The organism is Pseudomonas sp. Irchel 3F6 (assembly GCF_900187595.1).
Classification (GTDB): Bacteria; Pseudomonadota; Gammaproteobacteria; order Pseudomonadales; family Pseudomonadaceae; genus Aquipseudomonas; species Aquipseudomonas siliginis.
In genome coordinates this window covers 77,500-104,104 of record NZ_FYDP01000004.1, presented here as the reverse complement: position 1 = coordinate 104,104, position 26,605 = coordinate 77,500, and the positions used below count along the sequence as shown (strand labels likewise).

The window sequence follows — 26,605 nt, the reverse complement described above, 5'->3', positions numbered from 1 at the left end:
GTTCAGTTAATTTCGATCATTTCGAAGTCCATCTTGCCGACGCCGCAGTCGGGGCACAGCCAGTCTGCCGGGACGTCTTCCCAGCGGGTGCCCGGCGCGATGCCGTCATCCGGCCAGCCATCGGCTTCGTTATAGATCAGGCCACAGACGATACATTGCCACTTCTTCATTCAGGTACTTCCTCAGGGTTCAGGCGTAGTGCCGGCGCGGACGGTCGATGGGTGCTGCGTTGCCATCCGGCTCAGGGCGTTTTGTACTGAGGGTGCCGGGCAGATGCAAGCCTGTTCGGCGCAACGGCAGCCGGCGCCGCTCGATCTTGTCGCCCGCCATGGTAAGCTCGCCGCCTCATTTGCGGCCAATAATGACTCATTGTGCAACATTCAAATGCCTGCCCCGCCCCGCTCTGGCTGACCCAAGACCGCCTGACGCCCCGCCCCGATCCGTTGACCCTGGACTGGTTGTTCGACGAAGGTTCGCTGACCCGCCGTTTGACCCGTTTGTCCGAGGATGGCTTCAGCGTGTCGCCGTTGTTCGAAGGCTGGGACACCCTGCGCGCTGATGAATGCGCGGCGCTGGATCTGGCCGAGGGCAGCGAAGGCTGGGTGCGTGAGGTGTATTTGCGTGGTCATGGCGAAGCCTGGGTGTTTGCCCGCAGCGTCGCCTCGCGCGCCGCCCTGCAAGGTGATGGTTTACACATGGATGAGCTGGGCAGCCGCTCGCTGGGCGAATTGCTGTTTTGCGATCGGGCATTTCAACGCCGCGCCATTGAAGTCTGCCACTACCCTGAACAATGGTTGCCGCCAGCGGTGCAAGCCCCTGAATTGTGGGGCCGGCGTTCGCGTTTCGACCGTGGTGCGCTGAGCGTGCTGGTCGCGGAAATCTTCCTGCCGAGCCTGTGGGACGCCGCCCGCGCCCATCCGGAGAACTGCTGATGTATCAAAGCCTGCTCAAGTCCCTCAACCGTCTGAACCCGCGCGCCTGGGATTTCGTTCAGTTGACGCGCATGGACAAGCCGATCGGCATTTACCTGCTGCTGTGGCCGACATTGTGGGCATTGTGGATTGCCGGCAAGGGCTCGCCGTCGCTGGCCAACGTGGTGATTTTTGTTCTTGGCGTAGTGCTGACCCGTGCCGGCGGCTGCGTGATCAACGACTGGGCCGACCGCAAGGTCGACGGCCACGTCAAACGCACCGCGCAACGGCCGCTGGCCAGCGGCCGGATCAGCTCGAAGGAAGCGCTGGTGTTCTTTGCCGTGCTGATGGGCATCAGTTTTCTGCTGGTGCTGTGCACCAATGCGCCGACGATCTGGCTGTCGCTGGGCGGTCTAGCGCTGGCATTCACTTACCCGTTCATGAAGCGCTACACCTACTACCCGCAAGTGGTGCTGGGCGCGGCGTTCTCCTGGGGCATGCCGATGGCCTTTACCGCCGAGACCGGCGAGTTGCCAGCGGCGGCGTGGCTGCTGTGGATTGCCAACCTGCTGTGGACGGTGGGCTACGACACTTATTACGCGATGACCGATCGTGATGACGACCTGAAGATCGGCGTGAAATCCACGGCGATTCTGTTTGGCGAGGCGGATCGGGTGATCATCCTCAGCTTGCAGGCGCTGTCATTGGGCTGCCTGATTCTGGCCGGGTCGAAGTTCGAGCTGGGGATCTGGTTCCACCTCGGCCTGCTGGTGGCTGCGGGGTGTTATGCGTGGGAGTTCTGGTACACACGCAGCAAGGACCGCATGCGCTGCTTCCAGGCCTTCTTGCACAACCACTGGGCAGGGTTGGCGATATTTGTCGGGATCGTGCTGGATTACGCACTGCGCTAATGCATGACACCTGTGGGAGCGAGCCTGCTCGCGAAGGCGTCATGTCAGTCACCTCTGCGATAACTGACACATCGTTTTCGCGAGCAGGCTCGCTCCCACAGCGTCTGGGTTGCATCTATTTGGCCTTGGCGACTTTCCAGGCGCCGTCCATTTTGCCGTCGCCGGTCATGTCGCCGGCCTTCTTGTCCATCACGAAGGTGTACAACGGCATGCCCTGGTAGGCCCACTGCATCGTGCCGTCGTCACGCTTGATCACCGTCCAGTCGCCCATGGATTTGTCACCCGCCTGCGCCATCAACGGCGGCCAGTTTGCCGCGCACTTGTCGTTGCACGCGGACTTGCCAGCGGAGTCCTTGGCGAAGGTGTACAGGGTCATGCCCTTGTGGTCGGTGTACATGCCGTCCTTCTCCATCGCCGGATCGGCCGCCATGGCCAGCCCCGGTATTGTCAGGGCGGCGGCCATCAGCAGGGCTTTGAACGAAGCAGTCATCTGAGTCATGGAAACCTTCTTTTGTGGTTGTCAGGATTCGGACTTAGAGCTTAGTCGAGGATGGGTGCAAATGTTGCGGGCCTGAAATACTGTCACACGACTGCAATAATTCCGTTATCTAATGCGGCGCAAGACAGTTAAATGACAAGAGGATTAAGGCATGGTTGGCAGGAGCATTCTGATCGTCGACGACGAAGCGCCCATTCGCGAAATGATCGCCGTGGCGTTGGAAATGGCCGGCTATGACTGCCTAGAGGCAGAGAACTCGCAGCAGGCTCACGCCATTATTGTCGACCGCAAACCGGACCTGATCCTGCTCGATTGGATGCTGCCCGGCACCTCGGGCATCGAACTGGCCCGGCGCCTCAAGCGCGACGAGCTGACCGGGGACATCCCGATCATCATGCTCACCGCCAAGGGCGAAGAGGACAACAAGATCCAGGGCCTGGAAGTCGGCGCCGACGATTACATCACCAAACCGTTTTCCCCGCGTGAACTGGTCGCCCGCCTCAAGGCTGTGCTGCGCCGCGCCGGACCGACCGATGGCGAAGCGCCGATCGAAGTCCGCGGCCTGCTGCTCGACCCGATCAGCCACCGCGTGACCATCGACGGCAAACCCGCCGAGATGGGCCCGACCGAATACCGCCTGCTGCAATTTTTCATGACCCATCAGGAACGCGCCTACACCCGTGGCCAGTTGCTGGATCAGGTCTGGGGCGGCAACGTCTACGTCGAAGAGCGCACCGTCGACGTGCACATCCGGCGCCTGCGCAAGGCCCTCGGCGACGCCTACGAAAATCTGGTACAAACCGTGCGCGGCACCGGTTATCGGTTCTCCACAAAAGCATGAAAGCAGCTGCAAGCTTTCAGCTACAAGCGGCAAGAAACAGCGAGCCGCTCTGACTTGCAGCTTGTAGCTTGAAACTTGACGCTGCGGCTAAGGACGCCTCTGTGAATCAAAACTGGCATGGCACCCTGATTCGCCACATGTTGCTGCTGGTCACAGCGTGTCTGGTGATCGGGTTGATCACCGGCTATTACGGCTGGAGCCTCGCGGCGGGTCTGGGGCTTTATCTGGCCTGGACGCTCAAGCAATTGCTGCGTCTGCACGAATGGCTGCGCCAGCACCAACCCGACGAAGCGCCGCCCGATGGCTATGGTCTGTGGGGCGAGGTGTTCGACAGCATCTATCACCTGCAACGCCGCGACCAACGCGTGCGCGGGCGTCTGCAAGCGGTGATCGACCGGGTGCAGGAATCCACCGCCGCGCTGAAAGATGCAGTCATCATGCTCGACAGCGACGGCAATCTCGAATGGTGGAACCGCGCCGCTGAAACCCTGCTCGGCCTGAAGACTCCGCAGGACAGCGGCCAACCGGTGACCAACCTGGTGCGCCATCCGCGCTTCAAGGAATACTTCGAGCAGGACAGCTTTGCCGAGCCATTGGAAATCCCTTCGCCGACCAACGATCGCGTGCGCATTCAGCTGTACCTGACGCGCTACGGCAACAATGAACACCTGATGCTGGTCCGCGACGTGACGCGCATCCATCAGCTGGAACAGATGCGCAAGGACTTTATCGCCAACGTATCCCACGAGCTGCGCACACCGCTCACGGTGATCTGCGGCTATCTGGAAACCCTGCTCGACAATGTCGAAGAAGTGAACCCGCGCTGGAGCCGAGCTCTGCAACAGATGCAGCAACAGGGCGGGCGCATGCAGACGCTGCTCAACGATCTGTTGCTGCTGGCCAAGCTGGAGGCTACCGACTATCCGTCGGACAACCAGCCGGTGCAGATCGACACCTTGTTGCAATCGATCACCAGCGATGCGCAGCAGTTGTCCGGGGCGAAGAACCAGCGCATCAGCCTCGAGGCCAATGCCGGAGTGCTGCTCAAGGGCAGCGAAGCGGAGTTGCGCAGCGCGTTCTCCAATCTGGTGTTCAACGCGGTCAAGTACACCCCCGCCGAGGGCAACATCCGCATTCGCTGGTGGGGCGACGATCAGGGCGCGCACCTGAGCGTGCAGGATTCCGGCATCGGTATCGACAGCAAACACCTGCCGCGCCTGACCGAGCGTTTCTACCGCGTCGATTCCAGCCGCAACTCCAACACGGGCGGCACCGGCCTCGGCCTGGCCATCGTCAAGCACGTGCTGCTGCGCCACCGCGCGCGCATGGAGATCAGCAGCGTGCCCGGCCACGGCAGCACGTTCACCTGCCATTTCGCCCCGGCTCAGGTGGCCAGCGCACGGGCGATCAGCGCCGCCGAGTGATGCCGCCCGGCACACGCCACTAGGCAATCGCACGGTCAGCCGCTACATTGGCTGACTTGTGCCTGCCTTTCAGGCGCTGTTTCTCCCTACTTTCGAATCACACGGAACCCGCAAAACTCCATCATGGACCCTTCCCCTGGCTTGTCCCTCGCAACCATTTTTGCCGACTTCGGCATGATTCTTTTTGCTCTGATCCTGGTTTTGCTCAACGGTTTTTTCGTTGCAGCGGAATTCGCCATGGTCAAACTGCGCTCGACCCGGGTCGAGGCCATCGCTGAACAACACGGCTGGCGCGGACACATCCTGCGCACCGTGCACAGTCAGCTCGATGCCTACCTGTCGGCGTGTCAGCTCGGCATCACCCTCGCCTCCCTTGGCCTGGGCTGGGTCGGTGAACCGGCGTTCGCGCATATTCTTGAGCCGCTGCTGAGCGCAGTCGGCGTCGACTCGCCAGAGATCATCAAAGGCGTGTCGTTCTTCACCGCGTTCTTCATCATTTCGTACCTGCACATCGTGGTCGGCGAGCTGGCGCCCAAGTCATGGGCGATCCGCAAACCCGAGCTTTTGTCGCTGTGGACGGCGGTGCCGCTGTACCTGTTCTACTGGGCGATGTACCCGGCGATCTACCTGCTCAATGCCAGCGCCAACGCGATTTTGCGTATCGCCGGGCAAGGTGAACCCGGCCCGCACCATGAACACCATTACAGCCGCGAAGAACTGAAACTGATCCTGCACTCCAGCCGTGGCCAGGATCCGAGCGATCAGGGCATGCGCGTGTTGGCTTCGGCGGTGGAAATGGGCGAGCTGGAAGTGGTCGATTGGGCCAACTCCCGCGAAGACCTGATCACCCTCGAATTCAACGCGCCGCTGAAGGAAATCCTGGCGATGTTCCGTCGCCACAAGTTCAGCCGTTATCCGGTGTACGACAGCGAGCGCCAGGAGTTCGTCGGCCTGCTGCACATCAAGGATCTGCTGCTGGAACTGGCCGCGCTGGACCACATTCCCGAGTCGTTCAACCTGGCCGAGCTGACCCGCCCGCTGGAGCGCGTGTCGCGGCACATGCCGCTGTCGCAACTGCTGGAGCAGTTCCGCAAGGGTGGCTCGCACTTCGCCGTGGTCGAAGAGGCTGACGGCAACATCATCGGCTACCTGACCATGGAAGACGTGCTGGAAGTGCTGGTCGGCGACATTCAGGACGAGCACCGCAAGGCAGAGCGCGGCATTCTCGCCTATCAGCCAGGCAAGCTGCTGGTGCGTGGCGATACGCCGTTGTTCAAGGTCGAACGTCTGCTGGGCATCGATCTCGATCACATCGAAGCGGAAACCCTTGCCGGGCTGGTTTACGAAACCCTGAAACGGGTGCCGGAAGAGGAAGAAGTGCTGGAAGTCGAAGGCCTGCGCATCATCATCAAGAAGATGAAAGGGCCGAAGATTGTCCTGGCCAAGGTGTTGATGCTCGATTGATGGGAGTTTGGGGGGCTCTTGTGGCGAGGGGATTTATCCCCGTTGGACGGCGCAGCCGTCCCAAAACCATTGAATGCAGTCAGTTAGTACAGAGTTGCAATATTTGGGGCCGCTTCGCGGCCCAACGGGGATAAATCCCCTCGCCACAAAAACCCTCAACACCCTATCGCGCCTACTGCTTGCCCAACGCAAAGTTGGGCAAGGCTCCCAGTGGCTGGTTGAACTGATAGGGAATCGACACCAGCCCCTCTCCGGTATTGCGCTGCACCACGAAGTGCAGGTGCGGGCCGCTGCTGTTGCCGGTGTTGCCGGACAGCGCCAGCGGGCTGCCGACCTTGACCCGCTGGCCTTCGCGCACGCTCACCGAACCCTGTTTCAAATGCAGGTACACGCCCATGGTGCCGTCGTCGTGCAGCACCCGGACGAAATTGCCGGAGGCATCGGTGCCGCGTCCGCTCTGGGAGTTCTCGGTCTTGACCACCACTCCCGCTCGCGCGGCGATGATCGGCGTGCCCACCGGCATGGCGATGTCCATGGCGTAGCGGTTCTTCGGCCCGTAGTGGCTGTACTGGCCGTTGGCGCCCTGACTCAGGCGAAACGGCCCGCCACGCCAGGGCAGCGGATAGCGATAGCTCTGTGCGGTGCCTGCGGGGTCGCCCAGCGAATACTGGAACTGCGGCGAATACACCAGCGGCTGGTCACGGCTGATCGCCGTCAGCAGCGCCAGCCGCGTGTTGCTGCGCGGTGGTAGCACACGACGGATCGCCCGCGCGGGCACGCCGCGCACATTGCTCGTGCCAATGAAGGCCAGGGCAACCTCGACCGGCGCGTACAAATCGTTGCGCGCAAACACCACGTCGACGCCTTTCTGCTTCTTGATGTCCAGGTACACCTGGCGGTCGAGGCGCTCGACCATACGGTCCTGAAACACGAACACCTTTGCGCCTTTGCTCGGGCGGTCGCTGTACGAGACCACGCCGTTGGCGTCGGTGGATTTGTAGACGGTCATGGCCATCGCCAGCTGGGAGGCCAGGCAGAGACCGCAGAAAAACAGCAGGCGCGCGAGCATGGGCAGAAGTCTGTCGAAGGAAGGCCTGGGAATCAGCCTAGCAGCTGAGACAGACCAGGCTAGTCGACAGATGTTTCAAATGATCGTCCCCACGCTCTGCGTGGGGATGCAGCCCGGGACGCTCTGCGTCCCCTGCACAGAGGACACGGAGCGTCCGGTTGAGGGATTCCTTTGCTGCGCGTGGGAACGATCAGAGCACGGGAGACAAGTGGTGTTTTGGCTGGCCCCTTCGCGAGCAGGCTCGCTCCCACATTTGGAATGCGTTCCAGGGTGGGAGCGAGCCTGCTCGCGAAGGCGGCCTATCGGGCGACGAAGCTTACGCGCCGGGTACGAAATGCTTCTGCGCCGTGCCCCGGGCGATCAGGCGCGAGATGTAGTCGAGCTTCTGCGCATCCTGGTCGACAAAGCGGAAGGTCAGTTGCAGCCAGTCGCTGTCGGCTTTCTGCTCGTGGGCGACGATGGCGTGCAGGTAACCATTGAGGCGCGCGATCTCGGCGTTGTCGCCCTGCTCCAGATCGAGCACGGCGCTGTCGAGGATCTGCGGCAGGGTCTCGGTGCGCTTCACCACCAGCAGGGCTTCCTTGATGCTCAAGGCCTTGATCACGCATTGCTGAGTACCGCTCGGCAGGCGCAACTGGCCCTGACCACGACCGCCCACCGGCGCCTTGGATGCACCGGGCGCCTGAACTGGCGGGCTGTTGAGCAAACCGCGCGACGGCGCAGCGGCTGGAGCGGGTGCAGCAGCGGCAGGCCTGGCCGCAGCGCCGCCGACCACGGCAGGCTTGCCGCCGGTCAGTGCGCTCAGGGAATCGTTGCCGAATGCCGAATTCATCTTGGTCGGCGCGCTGTTCATCAAGGTGTCGAGCTTGCCGACCTTGTTCAGTGCCTGCTTGACCTTGGTCAGCAGCTGCTCGTTGGTGAACGGCTTGCTGACGTAACCGGATACGCCGGCCTGAATCGCCTGCACGACGTTTTCCTTGTCGCCACGGCTGGTGACCATGACGAACGGCATGGTCTTGAGGTTGTCCTGCTCGCGGCACCAGGTCAGCAGTTCGAGGCCGGACATTTCCGGCATTTCCCAGTCGCACAGCACCAGGTCGAAAGCCTCTTTGGCCAGCATGGCCTGGGCCTTTTTGCCGTTGATGGCGTCCTCGGTGCGGATCCCCGGGAAGTAATTACGCAGGCACTTTTTCACCAGGTCACGAATGAACGAAGCATCGTCCACGACCAACACACTGATCTTGCTCATCCAACACCCCTATTAAAATCCCGGCAAGCATAACGCTGGCTGATGGCACATTGCCAAAACTCTTCAGTCACGCCGGGACTTTTCGTTCGCGGGTGCTGCTTTTAATTCGAATCCGCTTCTGAAAAGCAGAAACAAAAACGCCCGGCCAGAGGGCCGGGCGCTTTTCTCAGGCAATCTTACTTATCGTCAGCTTCGCCCGGAACATTAGCGGTTTCAGCGCTTGTGCCTTCAACTTCTTCTTTCATACGCTTGAGGCCCATGTGCCGCACGTCGGTGCCGCGCACCAGGTAGATCACCAGTTCGGAGATGTTGCGCGCATGATCGCCGATGCGCTCCAGTGAACGCAGGACCCAGATGATGCTCAGCACCCGCGAGATAGAGCGCGGGTCTTCCATCATGTAGGTGGCCAGCTCACGCAGGGCGGTTTTGTATTCGCGGTCGATGATCTTGTCGTACTGCGCCACCGACAAGGCCAGATCGGCGTCAAAACGCGCGAAGGCGTCCAGCGCATCACGAACCATGTTGCGCACCTGGTCGCCAATGTGACGAACCTCGACATAACCGCGCGGCGCTTCACCTTCTTCGCACAACTGGATGGCGCGGCGGGCGATCTTGGTGGCTTCGTCGCCGATACGCTCGAGGTCGATCACCGATTTGGAAATGCTGATGATCAAACGCAGGTCAGAGGCTGCCGGCTGACGACGGGCGAGAATGCGCAGGCATTCTTCGTCGATGTTGCGTTCCATCTGGTTGATCTGGTCGTCGATCTCACGCACCTGCTGAGCCAGGCCGGAGTCGGCCTCGATCAGCGCCGTGACCGCGTCGTTGACCTGCTTCTCGACCAGCCCGCCCATGGCAAGGAGGTGGCTGCGCACTTCCTCCAGTTCAGCGTTGAACTGCGCGGAAATGTGATGGGTAAGGCCTTCTTTGGAAATCATTGTTCGCTCCGCGAAAGTTGCAAGCTTCAAGCTGCAAGCTTCAAGCAGTTATGTATAAGTCCTGATATCGCACCAATTATTTCTTGCCGCGTGAAGCTTGCGGCTTGCCGCTGCTGCAATCAGCCATAGCGACCGGTGATGTAGTCTTCGGTCTGCTTCTTCGCCGGATTGGTGAACAGAGTATCGGTGTCGCCGAATTCCACCAGTTTGCCCATGTACATGAACGCGGTGTAGTCGGACACCCGTGCCGCCTGTTGCATGTTGTGGGTAACGATGACGATGGTGAACTTGGACTTCAGCTCGTAGATCAGCTCTTCGACTTTCAGCGTCGAGATCGGGTCGAGAGCGGAGCAAGGTTCGTCGAGCAGCAGCACTTCCGGCTCGACCGCGATGGTGCGCGCGATCACCAGACGCTGTTGCTGACCACCGGACAGGCCAAGCGCCGAGTCGTGCAGGCGGTCTTTGACCTCGTCCCACAGTGCTGCGCCTTTCAACGCCCATTCAACGGCTTCGTCGAGGATGCGCTTCTTGTTGATGCCCTGGATGCGCAGGCCATAGACCACGTTTTCGTAGATGGTCTTCGGGAACGGGTTGGGCTTCTGGAACACCATGCCGACGCGACGACGCAGTTCGGCAACGTCTTCGCCCTTGCGATAGATGTTGTTGCCGTACAGGTTGATCGCGCCCTCGACACGGCAGCCGTCGACCAGATCGTTCATCCGGTTGAAGGTACGCAGCAGCGTCGACTTACCGCAGCCGGACGGGCCGATGAACGCGGTCACACGCTGCTTCGGGATGTTCATGCTGACGTCGAACAGTGCCTGTTTGTCGCCGTAGTACAGGCTCAGGCCCGGCACTTCGATGGCAACGGTTTCCTGCGCCAGGTTGAGGCTCTGCTTGTCGCGGCCCAAGGCAGACATGTTGATGCCGTGGCTGTGTGTTTCGTGCTGCATGGGAGGCTCCCTGTGCTAACAAATTCGGTTCGGTTTTGTAGGAGTGAGCCTGCTCGCGATTCAGGCGCTGCGGTTTGTCTATGAAACCGCGGTGATGCCTTCGCGAGCAGGCTCGCTCCCACATAAAAATCAGTGCTGCAAAATCAGCTATCCAGTGCTTTGTATTTTTCGCGCAGGTGGTTGCGGATATACACCGCCGACAGGTTCAGCGTCGCGATCACCAGCACCAGCAGCAGCGCGGTGGCGTACACCAGCGGGCGGGCTGCTTCGACGTTGGGGCTCTGGAAGCCGACGTCATAGATGTGGAAGCCCAGGTGCATGATCTTCTGGTCCAGGTGCAGGTACGGGTAGTTGCCGTCCACCGGCAGCGACGGCGCCAGTTTCACCACACCCACCAGCATCAGCGGCGCCACTTCACCGGCGGCACGGGCGACGGCGAGGATCATGCCGGTCATCATGGCCGGGCTGGCCATCGGGATAACGATTTTCCACAGCGTTTCCGCTTTGGTCGCGCCGAGGGCCAACGAGCCTTCACGCACGGTACGAGGAATCCGCGCCAGACCTTCTTCGGTCGCCACAATCACCACCGGCACTGCCAGCAGCGCCAGGGTCAGCGAGGCCCAGAGCAGGCCCGGCGTGCCGAAGGTCGGTGCCGGCAGTGCTTCAGGGAAGAACAAGCGGTCGACCGAGCCACCCAGCACGTAAACGAAAAAGCCCAGGCCGAACACGCCGTAAACGATCGCCGGTACGCCGGCGAGGTTGTTCACCGCGATACGAATGACGCGAGTCAGGGTGTTCTGCTTGGCATATTCGCGCAGGTACACCGCTGCCAGCACGCCGAACGGTGTAACGATCATCGCCATGATCAGGGTCATCATTACGGTGCCGAAGATCGCCGGGAAGATCCCGCCTTCGGTGTTCGCTTCACGCGGGTCGTCCGAGAGGAATTCCCAGATCTTGCTGAAGTAGAAGCCGACCTTGGTCAAGGTACTCATGCCGTTCGGCTGGTAAGCGTGAACCACTTTGCCCAGACCGATTTCGATTTCCTTGCCGTTGGCGTCACGGGCGGTCAAGGCGTCGCGGTTGAACTGTGCATGCAAATCAGACAGACGTGCTTCGATGTCTTTGTAGCGCGCGTCCAGCTCGGCGCGCTCGGACTCCATGTCCGCTTGTGCGGTGGCGTCGAGTTTGCCTTCCAGCTCCAATTTGCGCCCATGCAGTCGGATGCGTTCGAGGCCGGCATTGATCGCGCCGATGTCGGTTTTTTCCAGCGTTTTCAGTTGAGCCGCAAGATCGTTCACACGGTCGATGCGCGCTTGCAGTTCAGGCCATGCGGCCTCGCCTTCGGCGATGACCTTGCCATCCTGTTTGACGTTGACCAAATAGCCGTAGAAGTTGCCCCACTCGCGACGCTCGATCGCCATCAGCTCGGGCGGCGTGGTCTGCTTGGTCAGCCACTCGCCGACGATCCAGGTGAAGTCGTTGCCGTTCAGGTCACGGTTGCCGACCTTGATCAGCTCGCGGGTCATGAATTCCGGACCTTCGTCCGGCACCGGCAGACCGGCGCTCTTCAGACGCGCGCGCGGCACTTCTTCTTTCTGCACCACTTCGCCGATCACCAGGTGATTGGCCTGGCCCGGTACGTCGTAATGCGCGTGGATCAGGTCCGCCGGCCAGAAGTGACCGAGACCGCGCACGGCAATCACCGCCAACAGGCCAATGGTCATGATGACCGCGATGGACACCGCGCCACCGCTGATCCAGACGCCCGGGGCGCCGCTCTTGAACCATCCTTTCAGGGAGTTCTGTTTCACAGACTTCTACCTTTGCTTAAAGCGACGAGTATTTCTTGCGCAGACGCTGACGAATCAGTTCTGCCAGGGTGTTCATGACGAAGGTGAACAACAGCAGCACCAGCGCCGAGAGGAACAGCACGCGGTAGTGGCTGCCGCCGACTTCCGACTCGGGCATTTCCACCGCGACGTTGGCGGCCAGGGTGCGCAGGCCTTCGAACAGGTTCATCTCCATCACCGGGGTGTTGCCGGTGGCCATCAGCACGATCATGGTTTCGCCGACCGCACGGCCCATGCCGATCATCAGCGCCGAGAAAATGCCCGGGCTGGCGGTCAGGATCACCACGCGGGTCATGGTCTGCCACGGCGTCGCACCCAAGGCCAGCGAACCCAGGGTCAGGCCGCGCGGCACACTGAACACGGCGTCTTCGGCGATCGAGTAGATGTTCGGGATCACCGCGAAACCCATGGCCAGACCGACCACCAGAGCGTTGCGCTGGTCGTAGGTGATGCCCAGGTCATGGGAGATCCACATGCGCATGTCGCCGCCGAAGAACCAGTTCTCCATGAACGGGCTCATGTACAGCGAGAGCCAGCCCACAAACAGGATCACCGGAATCAGCAGCGCACTTTCCCAGCCGTCCGGGACTTTCAGGCGGATCGACTCGGGCAGGCGGCTGAAGGTGAAACCGGCGACCAGAATGCCGATCGGCAGCAACATCAGCAGGCTGAAGATGCCCGGCAGATGCCCTTCTACATATGGAGCCAAGAACAGACCGGCGAAGAAACCGAGGATCACCGTCGGCATCGCTTCCATCAGCTCGATCACCGGTTTGACCTTGCGGCGCATGCCCGGGGCCATGAAGTAAGCGGTGTAGATCGCCGCAGCGACGGCCAGTGGCGCGGCCAGCAGCATGGCGTAGAACGCGGCCTTCAGAGTGCCGAAGGTCAGCGGCGAGAGGCTCAGTTTCGGTTCGAAATCGGTGTTGGCGGCGGTCGATTGCCAGACGTATTTAGGCTCGTCGTAGTTCTCGTACCAGACCTTGCTCCACAGCGCGCTCCACGATACTTCCGGGTGCGGGTTGTCGAGCAGCAACGGCTGCAGCTTGCCGCCGGCTTCGACGATCACTCGGTTGGCGCGCGGCGACAGACCGAACAGGCCCTGGCCTTCAACCACCTGATCGACCAGCAACGTGCGGTGTGCGGTGCTGTGGAACACGCCGAGCTTGCCGCTGGCATCGAGGGCGAGGAAGCCTTTGCGGCGCTCTTCGGCAGCGATTTCAACGATCGGCGTGGTGCCCATCTGGAAGGTGCGGATCTGCTTCAGACGCTGCTCGCCATCGGTATCGCGAGCCATGAACCACTGGGCCAGACCGCCCTTGGAATCGCCGACGATCAGCGAGATACCGCCGACCAGTTGCGCGGTGGCGGTGACTTGGGCGTCGGCATTTTCCAGCAGTTTGTAGCGCCCGTTGAGGCTCTTGTCGCGCAGGCTGAACACGTCGGCCTGAGCACGACCGTTGACCACGTACAGCCACTGCTGGCGCGGGTCGACGAAGATGTTTTTCACCGGCTCGGTCATCTGCGGCAGATCGATGCGCGTCTGCTCGTTGGTGACTTCGCCGGTCATCATGTTTTCTTCGCTGGTCAGCGACAGCACATTGAGTTGCGAGCCAGTGGAGCCGACCAGCATCAGGGTCGAATCGGTGGCATTGAGGCTGACATGCTCCAGCGCGCCGCCGCTTTCGTTCAGCGCGATCGGTGCTTCGCCATAGGGATATTCGATGGCCGGGCTGATGGTTTTCTTGCCATCGGGATAGCTGACTTTATAGGTATGACGGAACACCAGCGCCTGACCGTTGGACAGACCCACGGCCACCAGCGGATGACCCGGCTGGTCTTCGCCAATAGACGTCACAGTGGCGCCCGCAGGCAGCGGCAGATCGACACGCCTCAATTCAGCGCCACTGTCGAGATCGAAAAACAGCGCCTGGCCCTTGTCGGATACACGCATGGCCACCTGATTCTGCTCCTCGAGCGAGATCATCAGCGGCTTGCCCGCGTCCTGCATCCAGGCCGGGGTGATCGAGTCTTTCGCGGTCAGGTCGGCGCCTTGAAACAGTGGCGCAACGACGTAGGCGAGGAAGAAGAAGATCAGGGTGATGGCCGCGAGCACCGCCAGGCCGCCGACGAGGACGTACCAACGGGTGAAGCGATCCTTGAGCGCGCGAATGCGGCGCTTGCGTTGCAGCTCAGGCGTATTGAAATCAATGCGCTTGGGAGGGGAAGACGTAGTCATTGGGGAATTGGCCAGATCATTCATGCGCACACCCTAGCGATCCTGTATGACAGAAAGATGACAGTGCAGTGACGCAGCAAATCCGCCAGCCGGAAGTCCGGCAGCGGAGTCGAGAATTCGAGGTTGTGAAAACTGTGCAGGAGCTGTCGAGGGAACCGAGGCTGCGATCTTTTGATCTTGCGATCAGAGGCCAGATCAAAAGATCGCAGCCTCGTTTCACTCGTCAGCTCCTACACGGTTCCAGCAGGTCCGGGGGGTTGCCCCGGATCTGCGGTGTTACTTCTTGGCGACAGCGCCGCCTTCTTGCAGACCGAGGTCAGCCAGTGCTTTGGCAGCAACCTTGGCTGGCAGCGGGATGTAGCCGTCTTTCACTACCACTTCCTGGCCCTGCTTCGACAGCACCAGCTTCACGAACTCGGCTTCCAGCGGGGCCAGAGGCTTGTTCGGGGCTTTGTTGACGTAAACGTAGAGGAAGCGCGACAGCGGATACTTGCCGTTCAGGGCGTTTTCTTCGGTGTCTTCGATGAACTCGCCGCCTTCTTTCTTGGCCAGGGCTACAGTTTTCACGCTGGCAGTTTTGTAGCCGATGCCCGAGTAGCCGACGCCGTTAAGCGAGCTGCTGATCGACTGCACCACCGACGCCGAACCTGGTTGTTCGTTGACGTTTGGCTTGTAGTCACCTTTGCACAGGGCTTCTTCCTTGAAGTAGCCGTAGGTGCCGGACACCGAGTTACGGCCGAACAGCTGGACCGGCTTGTTGGCCAGGTCACCGGTCACGCCCAGGTCACCCCAGGTCTTGACGTCAGCTTTGGCACCGCACAGGCGCGTCGAGGAGAAAATCGCATCGACCTGAGCCATGGTCAGGTGCTTGATCGGGTTGTCCTTGTGCACGAACACGGCCAGAGCATCCACGGCAACCGGGATCGCCGTCGGCTTGTAGCCGTACTTCTGCTCGAAAGCCTGCAGCTCGTTGTCCTTCATCTTGCGGCTCATCGGGCCCAGGTTGGCGGTGCCTTCGGTGAGTGCAGGTGGCGCGGTGGAAGAACCGGCAGCCTGAATCTGGATGTTGACGTTCGGGTATTCTTTTTTGTAGTTCTCGGCCCACAGGGTCATGAGGTTGGCCAGGGTATCGGAACCGACGCTGGACAGGTTGCCCGACACACCAGTGGTCTTGGTGTAGCTCGGGATAGCAGGGTCAACAGCGGCGAACGCGTTGGCAGTCGCAACGCCAGCAGCGACAAAAGTCATTGCCGCCATCAAACGCTTCAGTTTCATGCCTTACTCCTAGCAGATAGGGTGTGTTAAGTCGGGGCCAAGTATCAGCAGGCCATGTGAACACTCTATGGCTGAAATATGACAATTGGATGAAAGGCCAGCATGTCGCGACAGATCGTTCCCACGCTCTGCGTGGGAACGCCGCCATGGACGCTCTGCGTCCGCATTTGAGACGTGACGCGGAGCGTCACAGGATGCATTCCCACGCGGAGCGTGGGAACGATCAGGCGGGAGAGAAAATCAACGCCCCTTCTTCCAGAGCCACGCCCCGACCAGAATCCCCATCCCGCACAGCACTGCCACATAGTAAGCCGGCCCCATCGCGCTTTCCTTCAGCAGCAGGCTCACCACCATTGGCGTCAGGCCACCGAAGATCGCGTACGCGACGTTGTACGAGAACGACAGGCCACTGAAGCGAACCACCGGCGGGAACGCTTTGACCATCACGTACGGCACCGCGCCGATGGTGCCGACCAGCAAGCCGGTCAATGCGTACAGCGGGAACAACCAGTCCGGGTGGTCGGCGAGGCTGTGGTAGAAGGTCCAGGAGCTGATCAGCAGACCGAGGCAGCCAAAGACAAAGACGCGACCGGCGCCGAAGCGATCGGCCAGCGCGCCAGCGCCAATGCAGCCGAGGCTGAGGAAGACGATGGCCAGGCTGTTGGCCTGCAGCGCCGTGGTCGGCGAGAAGTGGTAGACCGTTTGCAGCACGGTCGGGGTCATCAGGATCACTACGACGACGCCAGCCGAGAGCAGCCAGGTCAGCAGCATCGAAATCGCGATGGCGCCGCGATGGTCACGCAGCACCGCGCGCAACGGCACTTCTTCGGCCAGTGCCTTGCGCAATTGCAGTTCGGCGAACACCGGTGTCTCGTGCAGCCAGCGGCGCAGGTACACCGAGAACAGGCCGAAGACGCCGCCGAGCAGGAACGGGATCCGCCAGGCGTAATCCGACACTTCGGCTGGCGTATAAATGCTGTTGATCGCAGTGGCGACCAGCGAGCCGAGGAGGATGCCGGCAGTCAGCCCGCTGGTGAGCGTGCCGCAGGCATAACCGATGTGCTTTTGCGGTACGTGTTCGGAAACGAAGACCCACGCCCCCGGCACCTCACCGCCAATAGCGGCGCCCTGGATCACCCGCATCAGCAGCAACAGGATCGGCGCCCAGATACCGATCTGCGCGTAGGTCGGCAGCAGGCCCATGATCAGCGTTGGCACCGCCATCATGAAAATGCTCAGGGTGAACATCTTCTTGCGCCCCAGCAGGTCACCGAAGTGCGCCATGACGATGCCGCCCAAAGGACGTGCCAGATAGCCGGCGGCGAAGATGCCGAAGGTCTGCATCAAGCGCAGCCACTCGGGCATGTCGGCCGGGAAGAACAGCTTGCCGACGACGGTGGCGAAGAAAACGAAGATGATGAAATCGTAGAACTCCAGCGCCCCGCCGAGGGCGGACAGCGACAGAGTCTTGTAGTCATTGCGGGTCAACGGTCGTGCGGGTTGCTCGGGCTGCGCGAGGCTCGAAGGCGCTGTGGTCATGGCAAGGGCTTCTCTTATAGTCGAATCTGTCGCCACAACAACGCTGGCGGTGGCTTGGACAGGTTCGGCACCATAGCAAATTGTTCGAAAAAGCACATAGAGGCGCGTAATTGACGGTCGAAATCAGAACCGGGTGGTCGTCGCGGGGTCTATCGACCGATATACTCGCCACCTGCGCAGGATTTGTAAGAGGTTGCTGTGCGAAAACGTTGTTGGCCCGTCCTTTGCTCGGGATTTAGCCTTTTTCGCAGAGTTTCCCTTTAGGCGCCTGATGGAAAACGTGACGAACGCAGTGTGTTCGGTGTTGAATCGTTTTTCTTGAAGACGGCTACCACCCGCAATACCCACGAAGAGTCACGGGTCAGAGGCCCCTCGGCATGATAGAGCTCGAACAAGAAGATCCGATCCCACAGGGCGACCTGGCCCTGCAAATCACCGCACTTCCCCGCGAAACCAACGGCTTTGGCGATATTTTCGGCGGCTGGCTGGTCGCGCAGATGGATCTGGCCGGCACCGCCATGGCCAGCCGGGTGGCCGGTGGCCGCGTTGCCACTGTCGCCATCGACCGCATGGCGTTCCTCGTCCCGGTCGCGGTCGGCGCGCAGTTGTCCTTTTATACCCAGACCCTGGAAATCGGCCGCAGCTCGATCCAGATGATGGTCGAAGTGTGGAGCGATGACCCACTCTCCAGCGAATGGCGCAAGGTCACCGAAGCGGTTTTCGTTTTCGTCGCCATCGACGGCAGCGGTCGCACCCGTTCGGTGCCGCCACGCGCGCGTTAAACCTCGCGACCGTTTTGCGGTCGATAGTCGTCCCCAGTGTCTGATCGAGAGTTGCCCATGAACACGCCCAACGTTGAAGCCGTGAAACAGGATGAACTGAACTGCTGGCGCATCCGCCACGGCAAGGCCGAAGTGCTGGTGGCCCAGCAAGGCGCGCACATCCTCAGTTATCAGATCGACGGCCAGCCGCCGATCATCTGGCTCAACGACAAGGCCGAGTTCAAGACCGGCAAGAGCATCCGCGCCGGCGTGCCGGTGTGCTGGCCGTGGTTTGGCAAATTCGAACGCAACCCGAGCAGCGTGCAGGCCATGTATACCGGCGAGCAGCCGGCCCCCGCGCACGGTCTGGTGCGGGCGATGGACTGGGAGTTGGGCAACATCGAATCAGAGGCTGACGGCATCAAGGTCGAATTCAAGCTGCCCTACCCGGAAGGTGGCCTGCCGGGCTGGCCCCACGAAGTCGATCTGACCCTGACCCTGCATCTGGCGGATCAACTGCAATACAGTCTGACCAGCCATAACCGGGGGACTGACAGCGTCAAGCTGAGTCAGGCGCTGCACACCTATTTCGCCGTGAGTGACGTGCGTAATGTGCATGTCGACGGCGTGGCCGGGCTGAAATACATCGAGACCCTGGACGACTGGAACACGGCCAGCCAGAGCGGCGATCTGCATTTCGCCGGCGAGACCGACCGCATCTACCTCGACGTTCCGCCGCAATTGAGCATCGTTGATCCGACCTGGGAACGACGCATTGTGCTGACCTCTACCGGCTCGCGCACTGCGGTGATCTGGAACCCGTGGATCGACCGCGCCGCCGCACTGCCGGACATGGACAACGATGGCTGGCTGCGCATGCTGTGCATCGAAACGGCGAATGTGATGGATGATCTGGTGACCCTGGCGCCGGGTGCGAGCCATACCATGGGTGTCAGCGTAGCCGCTACGCCGTTCTAAGCTCTAGCGCAATACAAAAGGGCAAAGAGCCCCGTGGCGAGGGGATTTATCCCCGCTGGGTCGCGAAGCGGCCCCCGCTTTTTTTTAAATCAAAAGCTGGGGCCTGCTGCGCAGTCCAGCGGGGATAAATCCCCTCGCCACAGATAAATCCCTTCACCACAGATAAATCCCTTCACCACAGATAAATCCCCTCACCACAAAGGCTCGCTCCCAAATTTATGTGCGGCGCGCTTTAGAGGTCAGCCTCTTGCACCACCCGCACCTTCTCCGCCTCCAGCGCATACGCTGCATCCGCCAGGTCATTGCTGACCTTCTCGATTTTCAGCGTGCCGGTCACCCACAGCGGCGTGTAGATGTCCTCCAGCTTCAACCCTTTTGGATACCGCACCAGCACCAGTTGATTCGGCGGTGGTGGCGGCACGTGGATGCAGGCGCCCGGATACGGCACAAGGAAGAACAGCGTGCTGCGGCCCTTGGCATCCGACTCAAGCGGCACCGGGTATCCGCCGATGCGGATGTGTTTGTCGTTCATCGACGCTACGGTTTTCGTCGAATACATCACCGCTGGCAGACCTTTGGCCTGCTTCATCCCGCCCTTCTCGGTGAAGGTGCCGGTGGCTTCGGGGGAGTTGTGGTCGATTTCCGGCATGGCCTCAAGGGCCTTTTGATCCGACTTGGGCATCAGTTCCAGCCAGTCGGTTTCCGGCAGTTCGCCGGCGTGGGCGAGATAGCTGCCCAGCAAGAGGAGAGTCAACAGAAGACGGCGCATGAAGGTGCTCGGCAGGCAAAGGAATGGACGGTGAGTCGCCGCGCATTCTAGCCCTCCCGGCCGCGCTGGCCGAGAGGGCTTTGTCGCTTTCGATCAGTTCTTTTTGATCAGACCGTAGATCACCAGCAACACCACAGCGCCGACCAGTGCGCCGAGGAAACCCGCGCCCTCGCCCGCCTGATAGATGCCCAGAGCCTGGCCGCCGTAGGTGGCCGCCAGCGAACCGCCGATACCGAGCAGGATGGTCATGATCCAGCCCATGCTGTCATCGCCCGGTTTCAGGAACCGAGCCAGCAGGCCGACGATCAAGCCGATAAAGATGGTTCCGATAATTCCCATGGCATTTCCCTCTGATTTGGAAGATATGCGAAAGACTAGCCAGTGTTTCGCATCCTGCCATGAGAGAACGGCGGCCCCTGAATGGTTCCGCCGCGGCCACATGAAACTGGTTTACTCGGCGATCAGCGCTTCGACCTTGATGATCTGCGCTTGCAGCGTGGCCATGTCGGCGCAGCGCAGGTTGGCGTGGCCGACCTTGCGTCCGGCCTTGAAAGCTTTGCCGTAGTGATGCAGGTGGCAGTCTTCGATGGCGATGACTTTTTCCACCGGCGGCACTACGCCGATGAAGTTGAGCATCGCGCTCTCGCCGACCTTGGCGGTCGAACCCAGCGGCAGGCCAGCCACGGCGCGCAGGTGGTTTTCGAACTGGCTGCACTCGGCACCTTCGGTGGTCCAGTGCCCGGAGTTGTGCACGCGCGGGGCGATTTCGTTGGCTTTGAGGCCACCGTCGACTTCGAAAAACTCAAAAGCCATCACGCCGACGTAGTCGAGGTGTTTGAGCACGCGACTGGAATAATCTTCCGCCAGCGCCTGCAGCGGGTGATCGGTGCTGGCCACCGACAGCTTGAGGATGCCGCTGTCGTGGGTGTTGTGCACCAGCGGATAGAACTTCGTTTCACCATCGCGGGCACGCACGGCGATCAGCGACACTTCGCCGGTGAATGGCACGAAGCCTTCCAGCAGGCAGGCAACGCTGCCCAGTTCGGCGAAAGTACCCGCTACGTCTTCCGGTTTGCGCAGGACTTTCTGGCCCTTGCCGTCGTAACCCAGGGTGCGGGTTTTCAGCACGGCCGGCAGACCGATGGAAGCGACGGCGGCATCCAGGTCGGCTTGCGACTGGATGTCGGCGAAGGCCGGGGTCGGAATGCCGAGGTCTTTGAACATGCTCTTTTCGAACCAGCGGTCACGAGCAATGCGCAGGGCTTCGGCGCTCGGGTAGACCGGCACGAATTGCGAAAGAAACGCCACGGTTTCGGCCGGGACGCTTTCGAATTCGAAGGTCACCAGATCGACTTCATCGGCCAGTTGGCGCAGATGATCCTGATCGCCGTAATCGGCCCGCAGGTGTTCGCCCAGCGCGGCCGCACAGGCGTCCGGCGCAGGGTCGAGGAAAGCGAAGTTCATGCCCAGCGGAGTGCCCGCCAGGGCCAACATGCGACCCAACTGGCCGCCACCGATTACACCGATCTTCATCTCAACAACCTCAGGCAATACGTGGGTCTGGATTGTCCAGGACGCTGTCTGTCTGCTCGGCACGGAAGGTTTTCAGTACCGCGTGAAATTGCGGGTGCTTGGCGCCGAGGATGCTCGCCGAGAGCAGGGCGGCGTTGATTGCGCCGGCCTTGCCGATAGCCAGGGTGGCAACCGGAATGCCAGCTGGCATCTGCACGATCGACAGCAGCGAATCGACGCCCGAGAGCATGGCCGACTGCACCGGCACGCCCAGCACCGGCAGGTGGGTCTTGGCCGCACACATGCCTGGCAAGTGGGCTGCGCCACCGGCACCGGCGATGATCACCTCGATGCCGCGGCTTTCAGCCTCTTCGGCGTACTGGAACAGCAGATCCGGGGTGCGGTGGGCAGAGACCACCTTGACCTCGTACGGGATGCCGAGCTTTTCCAGCATATCGGCGGTGTGGCTAAGGGTGGACCAATCGGACTTGGAGCCCATGATCACGCCAACCAGTGCACTCATCGTCGCGCCTCTTCTCTCTGGAGCGCCCGCAGGCGCGTCATAAAACAACAAGCCACGCAGGTTGCGTGGCTTGATTGTACGAAAAATGGCCGGACGTGCCGGCCGAAGGCCGCGCAGTATACCGCAAAGAAAGCAATAAACAGCCCCCGAAACGACCATCTGTCAAATGAGCGAAACGCCCGGTTTTATTGACCTAGAGGTCAGCGAAAGAACACCGCAAAAATCCCCCTGTGGGAGCGAGCCTGCTCGCGAAAGCGTTGCGTCAGACGATACCTCAGCGCCTGAAACTCCGCGTTCGCGAGCAGGCTCGCTCCCACATTCGATCTTCATCAGCTTCAAGCGCTTTGTGCGGCGCCACCTTCTAGTTTTCGCCAAAGCAACCGCACGTTGGCCTTGCGCACCAGGGCGCAGCGGTACAGGCGGATCTCCAGCGGCACATGCCATTGCGGGCCGCCGCACACCACCAGTTCACCGCGAGCCAGTTCGGCGCGTACGCTCAGTTGCGGCACCCAGGCAATGCCGAGGCCTTCCAGGGCCATGCTTTTCAGGCTGTCGGCCATCGCGGTTTCGTAGATCGTGGTGAAGCGCAACTGGCGCTGGCGCAGCAAGCCGTTCACCGAACGCCCAAGAAACGCCCCGGCGCTGTAAGCCAGCAACGGCACACTCGCCTCGCCTTCCAGATCGAACAATGGTTTGCCATCCAGATCTGCCGCGCACACCGGCAGCATCTCGGTCTGGCCCAAGTGCAGCGACGGGAAAATCTCCGGGTCCATCTGCATCGCCGAATCCGGGTCGTAGAACGCCAGCATCAGATCGCAGCCACCTTCACGCAAAGCGTGCACGGCGTCGCCAACGTTGGTCGCCACCAGCCGTGTGGCGATGTTCAGCCCTTCGTTGCGCAACTGGGCGATCCAGCGCGGGAAAAAGCCTAGCGCCAGCGAGTGCGCCGCTGCGACTTGCATGACCTCGCCCTGCCCGCCTTCCAGATGATGCAGGTGGCGCAGCACTTCACCTAGTTGTTCGACCACGGTGCGCGCAGTCACCAGAAACAACTGCCCCGCCGCCGTCAGTTCGACCGGCGTGCGCGAGCGATTGACCAGAGTCAGCCCCAGCGCCGCTTCGAGGCTGCGGATCCGCCGACTGAATGCCGGCTGGGTCACGAAGCGCCGTTCGGCCGCCTGAGAGAAGCTGCGGGTGGCGGCCAGGGCACTGAAGTCCTCGAGCCATTTGCTTTCCAGATTCATCACGTCCTCCCGGACACGCACCAAAACAGGTCACACGTCTGCCGCACAGGCGGCGTCACACGGGCATTATGCCGAATGTGCATAGGGCAGTGCTGAACAGCATTGGCCCAAAAATCCCCACAAGCCTAGCATTCGCAGCGTTCCGGCACAGACCGGGTCCTTATCGAGATGATTTCTATCATGTCCTCCGCTGCATCTTTCCGCACAGAAACCGACCTGCTTGGCGCCCTCGAAGTACCGGCCCATGCGTATTACGGCATCCAGACCCTGCGAGCGGTGAACAACTTCCGCCTCTCGGGCGTTCCGATTTCGCATTACCCGAAACTGGTTGTGGGCCTGGCGATGGTCAAACAGGCCGCCGCTGACGCCAACCGCGAGCTGGGTCACCTGAGCGAAGCCAAGCACGCTGCCATCAGCGAAGCCTGTGCGCGATTGATCCGCGGCGATTACCACGAAGAGTTCGTGGTCGACATGATTCAAGGTGGCGCCGGCACCTCCACCAACATGAACGCCAACGAAGTGATCGCCAACATTGCTCTGGAAGCGATGGGCCACGAGAAAGGCGAGTACCAGTACCTGCACCCGAACGACGACGTGAACATGGCGCAGTCGACCAACGACGCCTACCCGACGGCGATCCGTCTGGGTCTGCTGCTCGGTCACGACGCGCTGCTGGCCAGTCTCGACAGCCTGATCCAGGCCTTCGCGGCCAAGGGCAAAGAGTTCGACCACGTCCTGAAAATGGGCCGTACCCAGCTGCAAGACGCCGTGCCGATGACCCTCGGCCAGGAATTCCGCGCCTTCGCCACCACTATGGGCGAAGACCTCGCGCGCCTGAAGACGCTGGCCCCGGAATTGCTGACCGAAGTCAACCTCGGCGGCACCGCGATCGGCACCGGCATCAACGCCGACCCGCGTTATCAGGCGCTGGCTGTTCAACGTCTGGCATTGATCAGCGGACAACCGCTGGTACCGGCCGCCGACCTGATCGAAGCGACCTCCGACATGGGCGCCTTCGTGCTGTTTTCCGGCATGCTCAAGCGCACCGCGGTCAAGCTGTCGAAGATCTGCAACGACCTGCGCCTGCTGTCCAGCGGCCCACGCACCGGCATCAATGAGATCAACCTGCCGGCGCGTCAGCCAGGCAGCTCGATCATGCCCGGCAAGGTCAACCCGGTGATCCCGGAAGCCGTGAACCAGGTCGCGTTCCAGGTCATCGGTAACGATCTGGCGCTGACCATGGCAGCCGAGGGCGGCCAGCTGCAACTGAACGTGATGGAGCCGCTGATCGCTTTCAAGATCCTCGACTCGATCCGCCTGCTGCAACGTGCCATGGACATGCTGCGCGAGCACTGCATCGTCGGCATCACCGCCAACGAAGCGCGCTGCCGTGAACTGGTCGAGCACTCGATCGGTCTGGTCACCGCACTGAACCCGTACATCGGCTACAAAAACGCCACCCGCATCGCCCGTATCGCTCTCGAAAGCGGCCGCGGCGTGCTGGAACTGGTGCGCGAAGAAGGTCTGCTCGACGAAGCCATGCTCGCCGACATCCTGCGCCCGGAAAACATGATTGCCCCGCGTCTGGTTCCGCTCAAAGCCTGAGCCGACGCGAACTTGTAGCACCGCTCACCAGGTCGAGGGACTAGACACCTCTCACCTTTTGAGGGCTTGGGGATTTTGTCCCCGAGCCCTTTTTTTTAACTTCTTTGCGGGCAGGACGTTAGATGCTTTGTGTATTCGATACCGCCAAGATCGCAGCCTTCGGCAGCTCCTACAGGATTGACGTGCACCTGTAGGAGCTGCCGAAGGCTGCGATCTTTTGATTTGCAGCAACCTCGTTTCGTCGCTTGCACCACTACCGTGCAGACGGGCGCGCCACTGATCGGTATAGTGCCGCCCCTCTTCGCGTGAGCGGTCGTCGGTAACGAGGCCATAACCCATGCGAAACCCGAACTAATAACAAAACCCGCGATATGGATCCGGGACGAAACCTTCGCCTCACCCGTCGTGCCGCGCGCAGACCGGTGTAACACGATGTTTCTCCGATCCAGCATTTGCACCCACAAAAAACAGCGAGGATAAATCCATGCTCGAAGTCATCAACGACTTCCTCTCAGGGAAAGTACTGATCGTGCTCATTGTCGGGCTCGGTAGCTACTTCACGATTCGCTCGCGTTTCGTTCAACTGCGTCACTTCTTCCACATGTTCGCGGTGTTCCGCGACAGCCTCAAAGGCAGCGCCGGGCAACTCAGCTCGTTCCAGGCCTTGATGCTCAGCCTCGCCGGCCGCGTCGGTGCAGGCAACATCGCCGGTGTCGGCATCGCCGTGACTCTCGGTGGTCCGGGTGCGGTGTTCTGGATGTGGGTGACCGCACTGGTCGGCATGTCCAGCAGCTTCTTCGAGTGCACCCTGGCCCAGGTCTACAAGCGCGCGGATGGCGACGGCCTGTACCGTGGCGGTCCGGCCTACTACATCCAGCACGGGCTCAAGCTCAAAGGCATGGCGATAGTGTTCTCCGTTCTGCTGCTGGTCACCTACGGCTTCGCCTTCATCGGCCTGCAGTCCTACACCGTGACCCACTCGCTGCAGAACGCCTTTGACTTCAACCCGCAACACACCGGTATCGTCCTGGCGGTGCTGCTGGCCATCACCTTTATCGGCGGGATCAAGCGCATCGCTTCGGTGTCCGACCTGCTGGTACCGATCAAGACCCTGGCCTACATCGGCGTGACCCTGTACGTGATCGGCACCCAGATCGAACACGTGCCGGCCATGCTGGAAACCATCTTCAAGAGCGCCTTCGGCCTCGACCCGGCCTTTGCCGGCCTGCTCGGCAGCGCCATTGTCATGGGCGTGAAGCGTGGCGTGTTCGCCAACGAAGCGGGCCTGGGCAGTGCGCCGAACGTTGCCGCCGTGGCCGCCGTCAAGCACCCGGGCGCGCAGGGCGTGGTCCAGGCTTTCAGCGTGTTCCTCGACACCTTCGTGATCTGCACCTGCACCGCGCTGCTGATCCTGCTGTCGGGCTTCTACACCCCGGGCTTCGAAGGTGACGGCATCGTCCTGACCCAGAACTCGCTGGCGGCCGTGGTCGGTGACTGGGGCCGCATGTTCGTCAGCGTCGCGCTGTCGCTGTTCGTCTTCACCTGCATCCTCTACAACTACTACCTGGGCGAGAACAGCTTGCAGTTCCTCAGCCGCAACCGCGCCCTGCTGATGCTGTTCCGCGGCCTGGTGCTGGCGCTGGTGGTATGGGGTTCGATGCAGGACCTGACGACGGTGTTCGCCTTTGCCGACATCACCATGACCTGCCTGGCCTTCGTCAACCTGGTGGCCCTGGCCATGCTGTTCAAGGTCGGCCTGCGGGTGATGCGCGACTACGATGAGCAGCGTCGCGCCGGCGTCAAACAGCCAGTGTTTGATTCGAGCAAATTCGCCGATCTGGATCTGGATCGCAACGCCTGGCCGGTGAACCCGCCAGCAGCGGCGGGCCAGACCGAAACTGCGCCGCAAGGCGTACCTGCAGCGCAACGCTGACAGGTGAATGACGGGCGCATCCCCTGCGCCCGTCAGTTATTGTGATGCAATAACCTGTAGGAACGAGCCTGCTCGCGATGGCGGACTTTCAGCCAACATCATTGTTGAATGACAC

At 61.2% G+C, this 26,605-nt stretch carries 24 protein-coding genes; 9 read left to right on the top strand and 15 right to left on the bottom strand.

Annotated features, from left to right (window positions below; all coding sequences use genetic code 11):
• Positions 1-2 precede the first annotated feature (2 nt).
• A complete protein-coding gene (locus CKW30_RS14950) occupies positions 3-170 on the bottom strand; it encodes a rubredoxin (protein WP_003177199.1) in 168 nt (55 codons plus the stop codon).
• A 201-nt stretch (positions 171-371) separates the two neighbouring features.
• Between CKW30_RS14950 and CKW30_RS14945 the strand changes: the two genes are divergently transcribed.
• Together CKW30_RS14945 and ubiA are read left to right on the top strand one after the other, a co-directional pair.
• Positions 372-932, top strand: coding sequence for a chorismate lyase (locus CKW30_RS14945; RefSeq protein WP_076564594.1), 561 nt, complete (start codon positions 372-374; stop codon positions 930-932).
• Positions 932-1,822, top strand: a complete 891-nt coding sequence (ubiA, locus tag CKW30_RS14940) for a 4-hydroxybenzoate octaprenyltransferase (protein ID WP_056790919.1) — start codon at positions 932-934, stop codon at positions 1,820-1,822. The genes CKW30_RS14945 and ubiA overlap by 1 nt, the downstream gene beginning before the upstream one ends.
• Before the next feature lie 115 nt (positions 1,823-1,937).
• Here ubiA and CKW30_RS14935 read toward each other — a convergent pair whose 3' ends face one another.
• Positions 1,938-2,321 carry a hypothetical protein gene (locus CKW30_RS14935; protein ID WP_056790922.1) on the bottom strand — a complete coding sequence of 128 codons (384 nt, stop codon included), beginning with the start codon at positions 2,319-2,321 and terminating at the stop codon, positions 1,938-1,940.
• 151 nt (positions 2,322-2,472) lie between these two features.
• Here CKW30_RS14935 and phoB point away from each other — a divergent pair, with 151 nt between their 5' ends.
• From phoB to CKW30_RS14920, 3 genes are all read left to right on the top strand, one after another.
• On the top strand, positions 2,473-3,162 hold the full coding sequence (gene phoB, locus CKW30_RS14930) for a phosphate regulon transcriptional regulator PhoB (protein ID WP_095181215.1): 690 nt from the start codon (positions 2,473-2,475) through the stop codon (positions 3,160-3,162).
• Between the two features lie 137 nt (positions 3,163-3,299).
• A complete protein-coding gene (gene phoR / locus CKW30_RS14925) occupies positions 3,300-4,586 on the top strand; it encodes a phosphate regulon sensor histidine kinase PhoR (protein ID WP_231991049.1) in 1,287 nt (428 codons plus the stop codon).
• Between the two features lie 123 nt (positions 4,587-4,709).
• The gene (locus tag CKW30_RS14920) at positions 4,710-6,050 is read left to right on the top strand and encodes a hemolysin family protein (RefSeq protein WP_016772486.1); all 1,341 of its coding nucleotides are present in this window, start codon (positions 4,710-4,712) and stop codon (positions 6,048-6,050) included.
• Between the two features lie 172 nt (positions 6,051-6,222).
• Here CKW30_RS14920 and CKW30_RS14915 read toward each other — a convergent pair whose 3' ends face one another.
• From CKW30_RS14915 to CKW30_RS14880, 8 genes are all read right to left on the bottom strand, one after another.
• A complete protein-coding gene (locus tag CKW30_RS14915; RefSeq protein ID WP_095181214.1) occupies positions 6,223-7,119 on the bottom strand; it encodes a M23 family metallopeptidase in 897 nt (298 codons plus the stop codon).
• A 316-nt stretch (positions 7,120-7,435) separates the two neighbouring features.
• Positions 7,436-8,368 (bottom strand): response regulator, encoded by a 933-nt coding sequence (locus tag CKW30_RS14910; RefSeq protein WP_041476598.1) that lies wholly within the window; start codon positions 8,366-8,368, stop codon positions 7,436-7,438.
• 176 nt (positions 8,369-8,544) lie between these two features.
• A complete protein-coding gene (phoU, locus tag CKW30_RS14905; protein WP_016772483.1) occupies positions 8,545-9,306 on the bottom strand; it encodes a phosphate signaling complex protein PhoU in 762 nt (253 codons plus the stop codon).
• A 119-nt stretch (positions 9,307-9,425) separates the two neighbouring features.
• Positions 9,426-10,259, bottom strand: coding sequence for a phosphate ABC transporter ATP-binding protein PstB (gene pstB, locus CKW30_RS14900; protein ID WP_041476597.1), 834 nt, complete (start codon positions 10,257-10,259; stop codon positions 9,426-9,428).
• 143 nt (positions 10,260-10,402) lie between these two features.
• Positions 10,403-12,073, bottom strand: a complete 1,671-nt coding sequence (gene pstA, locus CKW30_RS14895) for a phosphate ABC transporter permease PstA (protein WP_016772481.1) — start codon at positions 12,071-12,073, stop codon at positions 10,403-10,405.
• Between the two features lie 16 nt (positions 12,074-12,089).
• Entirely contained in the window at positions 12,090-14,375 is a 2,286-nt protein-coding gene (locus CKW30_RS14890) for an ABC transporter permease subunit (RefSeq protein ID WP_024014834.1), read from the bottom strand.
• A 252-nt stretch (positions 14,376-14,627) separates the two neighbouring features.
• Positions 14,628-15,626 carry a phosphate ABC transporter substrate-binding protein PstS gene (locus CKW30_RS14885; RefSeq protein ID WP_016772480.1) on the bottom strand — a complete coding sequence of 333 codons (999 nt, stop codon included), beginning with the start codon at positions 15,624-15,626 and terminating at the stop codon, positions 14,628-14,630.
• Between the two features lie 240 nt (positions 15,627-15,866).
• The gene (locus CKW30_RS14880; RefSeq protein ID WP_016772479.1) at positions 15,867-17,165 is read right to left on the bottom strand and encodes an MFS transporter; all 1,299 of its coding nucleotides are present in this window, start codon (positions 17,163-17,165) and stop codon (positions 15,867-15,869) included.
• 377 nt (positions 17,166-17,542) lie between these two features.
• Between CKW30_RS14880 and CKW30_RS14875 the strand changes: the two genes are divergently transcribed.
• Positions 17,543-17,947: an acyl-CoA thioesterase gene (locus CKW30_RS14875; RefSeq protein WP_003229628.1), complete on the top strand. Its 405-nt coding sequence runs from the start codon at positions 17,543-17,545 to the stop codon at positions 17,945-17,947.
• A 57-nt stretch (positions 17,948-18,004) separates the two neighbouring features.
• The gene (locus CKW30_RS14870) at positions 18,005-18,904 is read left to right on the top strand and encodes a D-hexose-6-phosphate mutarotase (protein WP_095181213.1); all 900 of its coding nucleotides are present in this window, start codon (positions 18,005-18,007) and stop codon (positions 18,902-18,904) included.
• Positions 18,905-19,136: 232 nt separating this feature from the next.
• Here the strand turns inward: CKW30_RS14870 and CKW30_RS14865 are convergent, their stop codons facing one another.
• From CKW30_RS14865 to CKW30_RS14845, 5 genes are all read right to left on the bottom strand, one after another.
• Positions 19,137-19,673 carry a DUF3299 domain-containing protein gene (locus CKW30_RS14865; RefSeq protein ID WP_056790934.1) on the bottom strand — a complete coding sequence of 179 codons (537 nt, stop codon included), beginning with the start codon at positions 19,671-19,673 and terminating at the stop codon, positions 19,137-19,139.
• Between the two features lie 93 nt (positions 19,674-19,766).
• Complete coding sequence (locus CKW30_RS14860) at positions 19,767-20,012, bottom strand: GlsB/YeaQ/YmgE family stress response membrane protein (RefSeq protein WP_016772475.1); 246 nt, start codon at positions 20,010-20,012, stop codon at positions 19,767-19,769.
• Between the two features lie 111 nt (positions 20,013-20,123).
• Entirely contained in the window at positions 20,124-21,206 is a 1,083-nt protein-coding gene (locus CKW30_RS14855) for a 5-(carboxyamino)imidazole ribonucleotide synthase (protein ID WP_041476593.1), read from the bottom strand.
• Between the two features lie 10 nt (positions 21,207-21,216).
• Positions 21,217-21,708, bottom strand: coding sequence for a 5-(carboxyamino)imidazole ribonucleotide mutase (gene purE, locus CKW30_RS14850; RefSeq protein ID WP_007920220.1), 492 nt, complete (start codon positions 21,706-21,708; stop codon positions 21,217-21,219).
• A gap of 335 nt (positions 21,709-22,043) precedes the next feature.
• Complete coding sequence (locus tag CKW30_RS14845; RefSeq protein ID WP_024014837.1) at positions 22,044-22,952, bottom strand: LysR substrate-binding domain-containing protein; 909 nt, start codon at positions 22,950-22,952, stop codon at positions 22,044-22,046.
• A 180-nt stretch (positions 22,953-23,132) separates the two neighbouring features.
• Here CKW30_RS14845 and aspA point away from each other — a divergent pair, with 180 nt between their 5' ends.
• Both aspA and CKW30_RS14835 read left to right on the top strand, forming a co-directional pair.
• Positions 23,133-24,557 carry an aspartate ammonia-lyase gene (gene aspA / locus CKW30_RS14840; protein WP_016772472.1) on the top strand — a complete coding sequence of 475 codons (1,425 nt, stop codon included), beginning with the start codon at positions 23,133-23,135 and terminating at the stop codon, positions 24,555-24,557.
• Between the two features lie 484 nt (positions 24,558-25,041).
• Positions 25,042-26,490 carry a sodium:alanine symporter family protein gene (locus CKW30_RS14835; RefSeq protein WP_016772471.1) on the top strand — a complete coding sequence of 483 codons (1,449 nt, stop codon included), beginning with the start codon at positions 25,042-25,044 and terminating at the stop codon, positions 26,488-26,490.
• The last annotated feature ends 115 nt before the right edge of the window (positions 26,491-26,605 follow it).

Coding starts and splice junctions, on each gene's coding strand:
- pstB (WP_041476597.1), bottom strand. CDS start 10,259: ATGCAGCACGAAACACACAGCCACGGCATCAACATGTCTGCCTTGGGC.
- phoR (WP_231991049.1), top strand. CDS start 3,300: ATGTTGCTGCTGGTCACAGCGTGTCTGGTGATCGGGTTGATCACCGGC.
- CKW30_RS14870 (WP_095181213.1), top strand. CDS start 18,005: ATGAACACGCCCAACGTTGAAGCCGTGAAACAGGATGAACTGAACTGC.
- CKW30_RS14915 (WP_095181214.1), bottom strand. CDS start 7,119: ATGCTCGCGCGCCTGCTGTTTTTCTGCGGTCTCTGCCTGGCCTCCCAG.
- CKW30_RS14875 (WP_003229628.1), top strand. CDS start 17,543: ATGATAGAGCTCGAACAAGAAGATCCGATCCCACAGGGCGACCTGGCC.
- CKW30_RS14855 (WP_041476593.1), bottom strand. CDS start 21,206: ATGAAGATCGGTGTAATCGGTGGCGGCCAGTTGGGTCGCATGTTGGCC.
- purE (WP_007920220.1), bottom strand. CDS start 21,708: ATGAGTGCACTGGTTGGCGTGATCATGGGCTCCAAGTCCGATTGGTCC.
- CKW30_RS14910 (WP_041476598.1), bottom strand. CDS start 8,368: ATGAGCAAGATCAGTGTGTTGGTCGTGGACGATGCTTCGTTCATTCGT.
- phoU (WP_016772483.1), bottom strand. CDS start 9,306: ATGATTTCCAAAGAAGGCCTTACCCATCACATTTCCGCGCAGTTCAAC.
- CKW30_RS14890 (WP_024014834.1), bottom strand. CDS start 14,375: ATGAATGATCTGGCCAATTCCCCAATGACTACGTCTTCCCCTCCCAAG.
- CKW30_RS14845 (WP_024014837.1), bottom strand. CDS start 22,952: ATGAATCTGGAAAGCAAATGGCTCGAGGACTTCAGTGCCCTGGCCGCC.
- ubiA (WP_056790919.1), top strand. CDS start 932: ATGTATCAAAGCCTGCTCAAGTCCCTCAACCGTCTGAACCCGCGCGCC.
- CKW30_RS14950 (WP_003177199.1), bottom strand. CDS start 170: ATGAAGAAGTGGCAATGTATCGTCTGTGGCCTGATCTATAACGAAGCC.
- CKW30_RS14885 (WP_016772480.1), bottom strand. CDS start 15,626: ATGAAACTGAAGCGTTTGATGGCGGCAATGACTTTTGTCGCTGCTGGC.
- CKW30_RS14880 (WP_016772479.1), bottom strand. CDS start 17,165: ATGACCACAGCGCCTTCGAGCCTCGCGCAGCCCGAGCAACCCGCACGA.
- CKW30_RS14860 (WP_016772475.1), bottom strand. CDS start 20,012: ATGGGAATTATCGGAACCATCTTTATCGGCTTGATCGTCGGCCTGCTG.
- CKW30_RS14935 (WP_056790922.1), bottom strand. CDS start 2,321: ATGACTCAGATGACTGCTTCGTTCAAAGCCCTGCTGATGGCCGCCGCC.
- CKW30_RS14865 (WP_056790934.1), bottom strand. CDS start 19,673: ATGCGCCGTCTTCTGTTGACTCTCCTCTTGCTGGGCAGCTATCTCGCC.
- CKW30_RS14835 (WP_016772471.1), top strand. CDS start 25,042: ATGCTCGAAGTCATCAACGACTTCCTCTCAGGGAAAGTACTGATCGTG.
- phoB (WP_095181215.1), top strand. CDS start 2,473: ATGGTTGGCAGGAGCATTCTGATCGTCGACGACGAAGCGCCCATTCGC.
- CKW30_RS14920 (WP_016772486.1), top strand. CDS start 4,710: ATGGACCCTTCCCCTGGCTTGTCCCTCGCAACCATTTTTGCCGACTTC.
- aspA (WP_016772472.1), top strand. CDS start 23,133: ATGTCCTCCGCTGCATCTTTCCGCACAGAAACCGACCTGCTTGGCGCC.